This is a genomic window from Streptomyces sp. NPDC005925 (assembly GCF_040638805.1).
In the GTDB taxonomy this organism is placed as follows: Bacteria; Actinomycetota; Actinomycetes; order Streptomycetales; family Streptomycetaceae; genus Streptomyces.
The window spans coordinates 111,993-122,323 of sequence record NZ_JBEXVL010000017.1 but is presented as its reverse complement, the minus strand read 5'-3'; the positions used below and the strand labels follow the sequence as shown (position 1 = coordinate 122,323).

Annotated in this window: 8 protein-coding genes; 4 read left to right on the top strand and 4 right to left on the bottom strand. The window is 71.8% G+C overall.

Annotated features, from left to right (window positions below):
* Positions 1–120: 120 nt before the first annotated feature.
* From ABZ354_RS20255 to pdhA, 3 genes are read right to left on the bottom strand one after another with little or no spacing between them, the layout of a single operon-like run.
* Positions 121–1,569: a dihydrolipoamide acetyltransferase family protein gene (locus ABZ354_RS20255; protein WP_358658562.1), complete on the bottom strand. Its 1,449-nt coding sequence runs from the start codon at positions 1,567–1,569 to the stop codon at positions 121–123.
* 10 nt (positions 1,570–1,579) lie between these two features.
* Positions 1,580–2,560 carry an alpha-ketoacid dehydrogenase subunit beta gene (locus ABZ354_RS20250; protein ID WP_358658560.1) on the bottom strand — a complete coding sequence of 327 codons (981 nt, stop codon included), beginning with the start codon at positions 2,558–2,560 and terminating at the stop codon, positions 1,580–1,582.
* 1 nt (position 2,561) lies between these two features.
* Complete coding sequence (gene pdhA / locus ABZ354_RS20245) at positions 2,562–3,752, bottom strand: pyruvate dehydrogenase (acetyl-transferring) E1 component subunit alpha (protein ID WP_358658558.1); 1,191 nt, start codon at positions 3,750–3,752, stop codon at positions 2,562–2,564.
* 356 nt (positions 3,753–4,108) lie between these two features.
* On the opposite strand from pdhA, the gene ABZ354_RS20240 reads away from it, so the two are divergent.
* The 3 genes from ABZ354_RS20240 to ABZ354_RS20230 all read left to right on the top strand — a co-directional run bounded on the left by ABZ354_RS20240 (position 4,109) and on the right by ABZ354_RS20230 (position 6,572).
* Positions 4,109–4,768, top strand: coding sequence for a response regulator transcription factor (locus ABZ354_RS20240; RefSeq protein ID WP_358658556.1), 660 nt, complete (start codon positions 4,109–4,111; stop codon positions 4,766–4,768).
* Between the two features lie 196 nt (positions 4,769–4,964).
* On the top strand, positions 4,965–5,390 hold the full coding sequence (locus ABZ354_RS20235; protein ID WP_358658555.1) for a pyridoxamine 5'-phosphate oxidase family protein: 426 nt from the start codon (positions 4,965–4,967) through the stop codon (positions 5,388–5,390).
* 75 nt (positions 5,391–5,465) lie between these two features.
* The gene (locus ABZ354_RS20230; RefSeq protein ID WP_358658554.1) at positions 5,466–6,572 is read left to right on the top strand and encodes a phosphotransferase; all 1,107 of its coding nucleotides are present in this window, start codon (positions 5,466–5,468) and stop codon (positions 6,570–6,572) included.
* 149 nt (positions 6,573–6,721) lie between these two features.
* On the opposite strand, the gene ABZ354_RS20225 is transcribed toward ABZ354_RS20230, so the two are convergent.
* Positions 6,722–8,281, bottom strand: a complete 1,560-nt coding sequence (locus tag ABZ354_RS20225) for a protein kinase (protein ID WP_358658552.1) — start codon at positions 8,279–8,281, stop codon at positions 6,722–6,724.
* 348 nt (positions 8,282–8,629) lie between these two features.
* Here ABZ354_RS20225 and ABZ354_RS20220 point away from each other — a divergent pair, with 348 nt between their 5' ends.
* A complete protein-coding gene (locus ABZ354_RS20220) occupies positions 8,630–10,246 on the top strand; it encodes a protein kinase (protein ID WP_358658550.1) in 1,617 nt (538 codons plus the stop codon).
* Positions 10,247–10,331 lie beyond the last annotated feature (85 nt).

Below are 10,331 nucleotides of genomic sequence, written 5' to 3'. Positions count from 1 at the left end.
TCTGGTGCGTGCGGCTGCAAGGCGGAGGAGGGCGTCAACGCGGAGCGTTGGCAACCGACGACAACGCGGCAGACGTGCGTGCCGGACCCCGCGACACCGGGGTGATCCAAACGACAGACCTTAGGCCCAGCTGATCAGCCTCTTCGGCTGTTCCAGGACCGCCGCCACGTCCGCCAGGACCTTCGAGCCCAGTTCTCCGTCCACCAGGCGGTGGTCGAAGGACAGGGCCAGCGTGGTGACCTGCCGGGGCTTCACCTTGCCCTTGTGGACCCACGGCTGGGGCTTGATCGCGCCCACCGCGAGGATCGCCGACTCGCCGGGGTTGAGGATCGGCGTGCCGGTGTCGACGCCGAAGACGCCGACGTTGGTGATCGTGACCGTGCCACCCTGCATCGCGGACGGGGAGGTCCTGCCCTCCCGTGCCGTGGACACCAGCTCGCCCAGCGACTCGGCCAGCTGCGGCAGCGTCTTGGCGTGCGCGTCCTTGATGTTCGGGACGATCAGGCCGCGCGGGGTGGCCGCGGCGATGCCCAGGTTGACGTAGTGCTTGACCACGATCTCCTGGTTCGCGTCGTCCCAGGACGCGTTGACCTGCGGGTTCCGCCTGATGGCGACCAGCAGGGCCTTGGCGATGAGGAGCAGCGGGTTCACGCGCAGCCCCGCGAACTCCTTGTCCTGCTTCAGCTCCTCCACCAGCTTCATCGTCCGGGTCACGTCGACCGTCACGAACTCCGTGACGTGCGGCGCGGTGAACGCCGAGCCGACCATCGCCGCCGCCGTCGCCTTGCGGACGCCCTTGACCGGGGTACGGGTCTCGCGCGCCGTGTCGTAGGAGACGGCCGGGGCGGGTGCTGCCGCCCGGTCCGGGGTCGCCGGGGCGGGCGGGGCCTGCGGCTCCGCCTGCTCCGGGACCGTCACCCGGTTCGCGGCCGCGTGGACGTCCTCGCGCGTGATGATGCCGTCCGGGCCGGAGGGCAGCACCGTGGCCAGGTCGACGCCCAGGTCCTTCGCCAGCTTCCGCACCGGCGGCTTCGCCAGCGGGCGCGCCTGGCCGGTCACCGGGGCGGGAGCCTCGGCGGGGACGGCGGGCGCGGCGCCGTGGCCGTTCAGCTCGGACTGGATCGCCCCGGACGCCTGCGCGGCCTGCGGTTCCGCGCCCTTGCGGGGGCGGCGCCGGGTGGAGGACGTCGACACGCCGTACCCGACGAGGACCGGCTGGCGGCCGGAGCCCTTCGCCTCGGGCTGCGGCGCGGGCTGCGCCGCCGGCTGCGGCTCGGCGGGCGCCTGCGCCGGGGCCTCGGCCGCGCCGCCTCCCACCTGGACCGCGATGATCGACGTACCCACGTCGACCGTCGTCCCCTCGGGGAAGTGCAGCTCGCGGACCACGCCGTCGTAGGGGATGGGCAGTTCGACGGCGGCCTTGGCCGTCTCGACCTCGCACACCACCTGCCCGTCGGTGACCGTGTCGCCCGGCTGCACGTACCACTTGAGGATCTCGGCCTCGGTGAGCCCCTCGCCCACGTCGGGCATCTTGAACTCGCGCACGGACGCTTCCGTCATCGTCGTCACGACCCTCTCCTCAGTACGCCAGCGAGCGGTCGACGGCATCGAGTACCCGGTCCAGGTCGGGCAGGTACGACTCCTCCAGGCGGGCCGGCGGGTACGGCGCGTGGTAGCCGCCGACCCGGAGCACCGGGGCCTCCAGGTGGTAGAAGCAGCGCTCCGTGATGCGCGCGGCGATCTCCGCGCCGGAGCCGAAGAACACCGGTGCCTCGTGGACGACCACCAGGCGGCGGGTCTTCCGCACGGACGCCTGGATCGCGTCGAAGTCGATCGGGGACACCGAGCGCAGGTCCAGGACCTCCAGGGACTTGCCCTCCTCGGCCGCCGCGTCGGCGGCCTCCTGGCAGAGCTTCACCATGGGGCCGTAGGCGGCCAGGGTGAGGTCGGTGCCCTCGCGGGCCACGCGCGCCCTGTGCAGCGGGTCGGGGATGGCCTCGGTGCTGACCTCTCCCTTGTCCCAGTAGCGGCGCTTGGGCTCGAAGAAGATCACGGGGTCGTCGCTCTGGATGGCCTGCTGCATCATCCAGTACGCGTCGGACGCGTTCGACGGGGAGACGATCTTCAGGCCCGCCACGTGCGCGAACAGCGACTCGGGGGACTCCGAGTGGTGCTCGACCGCGCCGATGCCGCCGCCGTAGGGGATGCGGACGACGACGGGCATCTTGACCTTGCCCAGCGAGCGCGCGTGCATCTTCGCGAGCTGCGTGACGATCTGGTCGTACGCCGGGAAGACGAAGCCGTCGAACTGGATCTCCACCACCGGGCGGTAGCCGCGCAGGGCGAGACCGATCGCGGTGCCGACGATGCCGGACTCGGCGAGCGGGGTGTCGATGACGCGGCTGTCGCCGAAGTCCTTCTGCAGGCCGTCCGTCACCCGGAAGACACCGCCGAGCTTGCCGACGTCCTCACCCATGACGAGGACCTTCGGGTCCTCCTCCAGGGCGCGGCGCAGCGACTCGTTGATCGCCTTGGCCAGGGCCATCTTTTCCGCAGCCATGTCAGACCCCCTCTACGTCCGTGAACGACGCCTGATAGGCGGCGAACTGGGCGCGCTCCTCGTCGACGAGCGCGTGCCCGTCCGCGTACACGTTCTCGAAGATGGCGAAGTGGTCCGGGTCCGGCATGGCGCGGACCGCCTCGCGCACTCGTTTGCCCAACGCTTCACTCTCCGCTTCGAGTTCCGCGAAGAAGGCCTCGTCGGCGTGGTGCGCGGCCTCGAGGTGGCGGCGCAGCCGCAGGATCGGGTCCTTCGCCTCCCAGGCGGCCCGCTCGTCGTCGTGCCGGTAGCGGGTGGGGTCGTCGGAGGTGGTGTGGGCGCCCATGCGGTACGTGTACGCCTCGACGAGGGTGGGGCCCTCGCCGTTGCGGGCCCGCTCCAGAGCCCACTTGGTGACCGCGAGGGACGCGAGGACGTCGTTGCCGTCCACGCGCACGCCCGGGAAGCCGAAGCCCTGCGCGCGCTGGTACAGCGGCACGCGGGACTGCTTCTCGGTCGGTTCGGAGATCGCCCACTGGTTGTTCTGGCAGAAGAACACCACGGGGGCGTTGTAGACCGCGGAGAAGGTGAAGGCCTCGGCCACGTCGCCCTGGCTGGAGGCGCCGTCGCCGAAGTAGGCGATGACGGCCGAGTCGGCGCCGTCCTTGGCGACGCCCATGGCGTAGCCCGTGGCGTGCAGCGTCTGGGAGCCGATGACGATCGTGTACAGGTGGAAGTTGTTGCCGTTCGGGTCCCAGCCGCCGTTGTTGACGCCGCGGAACATGCCGAGCAGGTTCGTCGGGTCGACCCCGCGGCACCAGGCGACGCCGTGCTCCCGGTAGGTCGGGAAGACGTAGTCGTCGTCGTTCAGGGCGCGGCCGGAGCCGATCTGGGCGGCCTCCTGGCCGAGCAGGGACGCCCACAGGCCCAGCTCGCCCTGACGCTGCAGGGCGGTGGCCTCGGCGTCGAAGCGGCGGGTGAGCACCATGTCGCGGTAGAGACCGCGGAGCTCGTCGGGGGTGATGCCGGCGACGTACTTGTCGAACTCGGCGTTCTTCACGCGCTTGCCCTCGGGCGTCAGCAGCTGCACGAGCTGGGGCTCGGCGCTCTTCTTGGCGCGCGGGGTACCGGCAGCGCGCTTGCTGCCGGTGGTGCCGGCCTTGCTTCCGGCGCTGCGTCGCGGCTTGGGCGCGGCAGTGCTCTCCACGGTCACGTGTGCTCCTCCGTCGGTCCGGCCCCCGGGGTTGCCGGTAGGCCAGTGCGGCTCACCTGTTCTGGACCTACGGGCACGGGGTGGGTGCCACTCGGCCGGGAACAGGCGGTCAGGTGCCCCGGCGAGCGCCCTGCAAGAATCACGTTACCCAGTGCTCCACAGTTCTGTGAAACCCCTCTTGACCTGCGTTTTCCTTGGATCTCCAAGTAGTTCCCCTTGGATGCCCGAGTACCTCGCGGCTGCCTGGAGGAGCCGCTGGTCACGGCACTGGTCACAGCCTTGCAGGGGGCCGGAACAACGGCACGTTATCCCGCGCACCCCGGGCACGGGAAGAGTCGGTGTGTGAGACTGATCGGGTGGACGAACACGGAAAAATCCGCGTTTTCCTCCTCGATGACCATGAGGTCGTGCGCCGCGGCGTGCACGAGCTGCTCGCCGGTGAGGACGACATCGAGGTGGTCGGCGAGGCGGGCACGGCCGCCGACGCGCTGGCCCGGATCCCGGCCGACCGCCCCGACGTGGCGGTGCTGGACGTCCGTCTGCCGGACGGCAGCGGCGTCGAGGTGTGCCGCGACATCCGCTCCCGGGACGAGTCCGTCAGGTGCCTGATGCTGACGTCGTTCGCCGACGACGAGGCCCTGTTCGAGGCGATCATGGCGGGCGCCGCGGGCTACGTCCTGAAGGCCATCCGCGGTACGGAACTGCTGGCCGCCGTGCGCGACGTGGCCGCCGGGAAGTCCCTGCTCGACCCGGTCGCCACCGCACGCGTGCTGGAACGGCTGCGGGACGGCGGCGGCCCGCGCGAGGACGACGCTCTCGCGAATCTCACCGCCCAGGAACGCCGCATTCTCGAGCTGATCGGCGAGGGCCTGACCAATCGCGTGATCGGCGAGCGGCTCGGTCTCGCCGAGAAGACGATCAAGAACTACGTGTCCGGCCTGCTGGCGAAACTCGGTATGCAGCGCCGTTCCCAGGCCGCCGCGTACGTGGCACGGCTCCAAGCGGAAAAGAGCTGAACCGAGCAGGACCGGGCAGGACCGGGCAGGACCGGGCAGGACCGGGCAGGACCGGGCAGGACCGGGCGGGAAAACGGCAGGCCCGGAGGCCCGGAAACGCGCGGCAGCGAATTCGCACGTGCGCAGGACCTACGACCCGCCCTTTCGGGGCCGTCGCCTCTGGTGCCGTCGCCGTCCGTCCGCGCACAGTGAACACATGCCCTCCGACGAACAGCTCGCCGTCGCCCTGCTCGGCCGCACCGCGTACGGCCGGGTGGCCGCGAGCCGGCGCGCCCTGCCCTTCCTGGCCTTCGCCCGGCACATCGTGGCGGACGGCCGGATCCTGCTGCGCATGCCCCGCAGCTGCGGTTATCACCAGGCCTGCACGGGCTGCGTCGTCGCGTACGGCTCCGACAACCTGGACAGCCTGCGGCCCGGCGAGGAGGACGGCTGGTCGGTGCAGGTCGTCGGCCACTGCGAGGCGTACGAGCCCACCCCCGCCGAACTCGAGCGGTTCGGCCCCACCCCCCGGCTGGTGGACGGCGAGCCGTACGAGCCCGTGTACCTGCGTCTGGAGCCCCGGTTCTGCAGCGTGCACGGGGCCACCGGGTCTCTGGAGCGCCACTTCCGCAGCACAGTGTGACCGATTGCGACTGACCGCGACTTTCTGTGACAACGCGCAGCTCACGGGCCCGTTCGGTGCCCTAGCATTCGGGCCGTGCCGCCGTTACACGTACTACCCTCTGTTCCTCACGCGCCCTCTGCGCCCCCCGCGCCCCCGTTGGGTGCCCTTCTCCGCCGGTTCTCCGCCGGCTCCCCACTCACCTGCGAGCCCGTCGACCAAGGGCTCCTCAACCGCGGCTACCGGCTGTGCACGACCCGCGGTCGATACTTCCTCAAGCACCACTTCGACCCCGACACCGCCGACCCGGCCGCGATCGCCCGCCAGCACCGGGCCACCGAGCGCCTGGCCGGGCTGGGCGTCCCGGTCGCCCCGCCGCTGCCCGGCCGCGACGGACGCACGGTCGCCGTCGTCGGCGGCTCCGCGTACGCGCTGCACCCCTGGGTCGACGGCCGCCACCGTCACGGCGGCCAGCTCACCACCGACCAGTGCGGACGTCTCGGCGCGCTCCTGGGGGCGGTGCACGCCGGACTGGAACGCGTGATGCCGCCGCACGAGCACCACGCGGGGCCGTGCGGCGCGAACCCGGACCCCGGGGACCCGTACGGCGCCCCCGCCGACGCCGGTCCGCTTGCCGAGAGCGCCGACCCCGCCGACACCTTCGCCCTCATCGACGACCTGCTCACCCGCGTGCGCCGCCGCCGGCCTCCCACCTCCTTCGACGAACTGGCCCGCCACCGCCTCCGGGAACGGCGCGTGCTCCTGGAGCGGTACGGCGACCGGCGACCGGCGCGCGGCGGTCCGGTGGGCTGGGTGCACGGGGACTTCCACCCGTTCAACGTGCTCTACAGGGGCGGCGCGCCCATCGCGATCGTCGACTGGGACCGGCTCGGCGTGCAGCCCCGCGCGGAGGAGGCCGTACGGGCCGCCGCGATCTTCTTCGTCGGCCCCGCCGGCACGCTCGATCTGCCGAAGGTGCGTGCCTACGCGCGTGCGTACCGGCGGACGACCGGGGCCGCGCCCGCCGAACTGGCCGCCGCGGTGCACCGCGTCTGGTGGGAGCGCCTGAACGACTTCTGGATGCTCCGCTGGCACTACGAGCGCGGCGACACCCGTGCGGACCCCCAGTTCCCGGCGGCGTCGGCGCTGGCGGTGTGGTGGACCCGGGAGTACGACGCCGTGCGCGACGCCTTCTCCGGCTGACGGCCCACGGCTCACGGCTCACGGCTCACGGCTCACGGCTCACGGCTCACGGCTCACGGCTGAGCGTTACGCGTGTGCGGCCCCGCAGCGCCACGCGCGCGGGCCCGTTTCCGGGCCCGCGCGCGTGGCGGGGACAGTGCGCGGGACGGTCAGTCGTCACCGTCGTTGACGCCGCCGAGGGCCCCGCCGGTGGGCGGCCCCGCCGTGTCGGTCGGCTCCGTGGGGGTGTCGTCGCCGGTCGTCGGCTCCTCGGTCGGCTCCGTCGTCGGCGCGTCCGTCGTCGGCTCCTCGCTCGGCTCGCCCGTGGTGCTCGGGGACGGCGTGATGGACGGCGTGGCCGACGGCGTCCAGTCCGAGTCGGAACCCGTACCGGTGTCGTCGTCCGTGCCCGTGCCGGTGGACTCCTCCGTCGCGTCTCCGCTCGGCGTCTCGCTGGCCTTGTGGTCCTTGTCGGTCTCCGAGGTCGCCGGCGACTCCTTGCCGCCGCCACCGCCGCCACCGCCGCCGTTGTTCAGCGCGAGCGCGACACCGGCCGCGATGGCGATCACCGCGAGCACCGCGAGGATCCACAGCTTGCCCCGCCCGCTGCCCTTGTTGCCGTGGCCCTCGAAGCCGCCGTCGTCGCCGCCGTACCCGCCGGGCAGGATCGCAGGGACCTGCGTGGTGCCGTGCCCGTCGGGGTGCGGCATGGCCGTCGTGCCGTTGAAGCCGCCGGCCGGGGTGTGCCGGCCGTCGTGCGTGTCCACCGGGCCGGTGTTCCAGGTGCCGGTGTGTCCGCCCTGGTCGTAGAGCATCTGCAGCGCGTACTGGACCAGGCCGCGCATCTCCTCGGCCGTCTGGAAGCGGTCGTCGGGCTCCTTGGCCAGGGAGCGCATGACCAGGCCGTCCAGCTCCGGCGGGCAGACGTCGGAGGCCTCGGACGGGGGCGTCGGGATGTCCTGTACGTGCTGGTAGACCACCGACAGCGGGGTCTCGCCGGTGAACGGCGGGCGCAGCGCGAGGAGTTCGTAGAGCAGGCAGCCCGTGGCGTACAGGTCGGAGCGGTGGTCGACGGCCTTGCCGAGCGCCTGCTCCGGTGAGAGGTACTGCGGGGTGCCCATGACCATGCCGGTCTGCGTCATCGTGGACTGGGCGCCGTGCAGGGCGCGCGCGATACCGAAGTCCATGACCTTCACGGCGCCGTTGTGCGTGATGATCACGTTGGCGGGCTTGATGTCGCGGTGCACGATGCCGTGCTGGTGCGAGTAGGCCAGCGCCTCCAGGACGCCCGAGACGATGATCAGGGCCTGCTCGGGGCCGGGCGCCTCGGCGTTCAGCAGGAGGTCGCGGATCGTGCGGCCCTCGACGATCTCCATCACGATGTACGGCACCGACTGGCGGCCCACGACGTCCTCGCCGGAGTCGTACACGGCGACGATCGCGTGGTGGTTGAGCCCGGCCACCGACTGTGCCTCGCGCGTGAAGCGGGCCTTGGAGACCGGGTCCTCGGCGAGGTCGGCGCGCAGCAGCTTGACCGCCACGGTGCGCCCCAGACGGACGTCCTCCGCGGCGAACACCTCGGCCATGCCGCCCCGGCCGAGCCTGTGGGTCAGCCGGTACCGGCCGTCCCCGACCAGCCCGCCGTTGCCCCAGTGCTCCGGCGCGTCCGACTTGCCGCCGCCAGTCGCCTCGGGGTCGGACGGGCCCTGAGCGCGCTGCTGCTGTGCCATCAGTCCTCGCCGTCGTTTCTGCCCGCGGTGCGCGCGGTGTTGTTACGGTCTCCGTCGGCCACGCTACAGCCTCGGCGCGGGGCTCCGGTGCGCGACGGAGGCCGCGACCGGCATGGGACGGGCCGGTCATCAAACCGGCCAGGCGTCCAGTCGTGCAAATTCCGTGTACCGGCTGTACGTCGGCTGTAACGCTTCCGCGACGCTTCTTTCGCGTACGGTCACGGAACGGGCACCGAACTTGACGTGTCAGTGCCCTGGGGCAGACTTGGCCGGGAATAGCACATTGGATCACTGCCACGGGTCACCGACACAAGCCGGCGCCTCAAGGGCCATGGGGGACGCAGAACGATGAGCCAGGACGGCGCACAGGGCCGGTATGCGGGGCGCGCGCTCGCCGGCGGCCGCTATCAGCTGCGCGACTTGCTCGGCGAGGGCGGCATGGCCTCGGTGCATCTCGCGTACGACAGCGTGCTGGACCGACAGGTCGCCATCAAGACACTTCACACCGAGCTCGGCCGTGAGCAGGCGTTCCGTGAGCGTTTCCGCCGCGAGGCACAGGCCGTGGCGAAGCTCACGCACACGAACATCGTCTCGGTCTTCGACACCGGCGAGGACAACCTCGACGGCATGACGATGCCGTACATCGTCATGGAGTACGTCGAGGGCCGCCCGCTCGGCTCGGTGCTCGACGAGGCCGTGCGGCAGTACGGCGCGATGCCCGCCGACAAGGCACTGAAGGTCACCGCGGACGTGCTGGCCGCGCTGGAGATCAGCCACGAGATGGGCCTGGTCCACCGCGACATCAAGCCGGGCAACGTGATGGTGACCAAGCGCGGCGTCGTCAAGGTCATGGACTTCGGCATCGCGCGGGCCATGCAGTCCGGTGTCACGTCGATGACGCAGACCGGCATGGTCGTCGGCACCCCGCAGTACCTGTCGCCGGAGCAGGCCCTCGGCCGCGGCGTCGACGCCCGCTCCGACCTGTACTCGGTCGGCATCATGCTGTTCCAACTGGTCACCGGGCGGCTGCCGTTCGACGCGGACTCCCCGCTGGCCATCGCGTACGCGCACGTGCAGGAGGAGCCGGTCACGGCGTCCACCGTCAACCGCGCGCTGCCGCCGGCCGTGGACGCGCTGATCACCCGCGCGCTGAAGAAGAACCCGAACGAGCGCTTCCCGAGCGCCGAGGCGATGCGCACCGAGTGCCTGCGCGTGGCGTCGTCCTTCCAGCCCGCCGCGCCGAGCATCGTGCCGGGCGCGCAGACGTCGAGCGGCGCGGGCGTCGGCTCGGCGGTGTTCCCGCCGGTCGACCAGAGCGGCGCGGTCCCGCAGGGCAACGTGCAGACGCCGTACCACCCGGGCGCGTACGGCGCCCCGACACCGCCCCAGATGCCCTCCCCGGCGTACGGCTACCCGCAGCAGGGCGGCTACCAGGCCTCGACCCCTCCGCCGTACAACCTCGCCCCGCAGCACTCGACGTCCGTCGGCACCCGGAGCGGCGGCAGGAGCAACAGGCCCGTCGTCATCGGTTCGATCGCGGTGTCGCTCGTGGCGGTCGTCGGCCTGATCGTGGCCCTGAACCTCAGCAAGGGCGACGACGACAAGCCGTCGGCGGGCGGGGGCAGCGGCACGGGGAACGTGTCGGGGTCCCCGTCGAAGCCGACGGGGTACCGGGGGCCGGACACGTCGAAGAAGATCGACAAGGAAGAGTGCCTTGAGCCTCGGGAGGCGTACAACGACCCCGACAAGATCAAGCTCCCCGACTTCAAGTTCAAGTACATCCAGTCGGTCAAGGAGTGCGCGCAGGCCGCGGGCTGGCAGCTGAAGATCGAGAAGGTCGACGAGAACACGTTCGGCGAGGGCTCGGTCAGGGACCAGTTCCCGCCGCCCGACACGGACGTCGACCCCAACAAGATGCCGGAGATCACCCTCAAGGTGTCGACGGGCTACCCGTCCACCTCCTGACGGACGCCGCCGCGTTCCGCCCGGCGCGGCGCGGCCGTCGGCCGGTACAGCACGTCGACCGGCACAGCAGGGGGCCCGGCGCTTC

Excerpts from the sequence above, each read along its gene's own strand:
- ABZ354_RS20250 (WP_358658560.1), bottom strand. The coding sequence starts at position 2,560 with ATGGCTGCGGAAAAGATGGCCCTGGCCAAGGCGATCAACGAGTCGCTG.
- ABZ354_RS20235 (WP_358658555.1), top strand. The coding sequence starts at position 4,965 with ATGCCCTCCGACGAACAGCTCGCCGTCGCCCTGCTCGGCCGCACCGCG.
- ABZ354_RS20225 (WP_358658552.1), bottom strand. The coding sequence starts at position 8,281 with ATGGCACAGCAGCAGCGCGCTCAGGGCCCGTCCGACCCCGAGGCGACT.
- ABZ354_RS20220 (WP_358658550.1), top strand. The coding sequence starts at position 8,630 with ATGAGCCAGGACGGCGCACAGGGCCGGTATGCGGGGCGCGCGCTCGCC.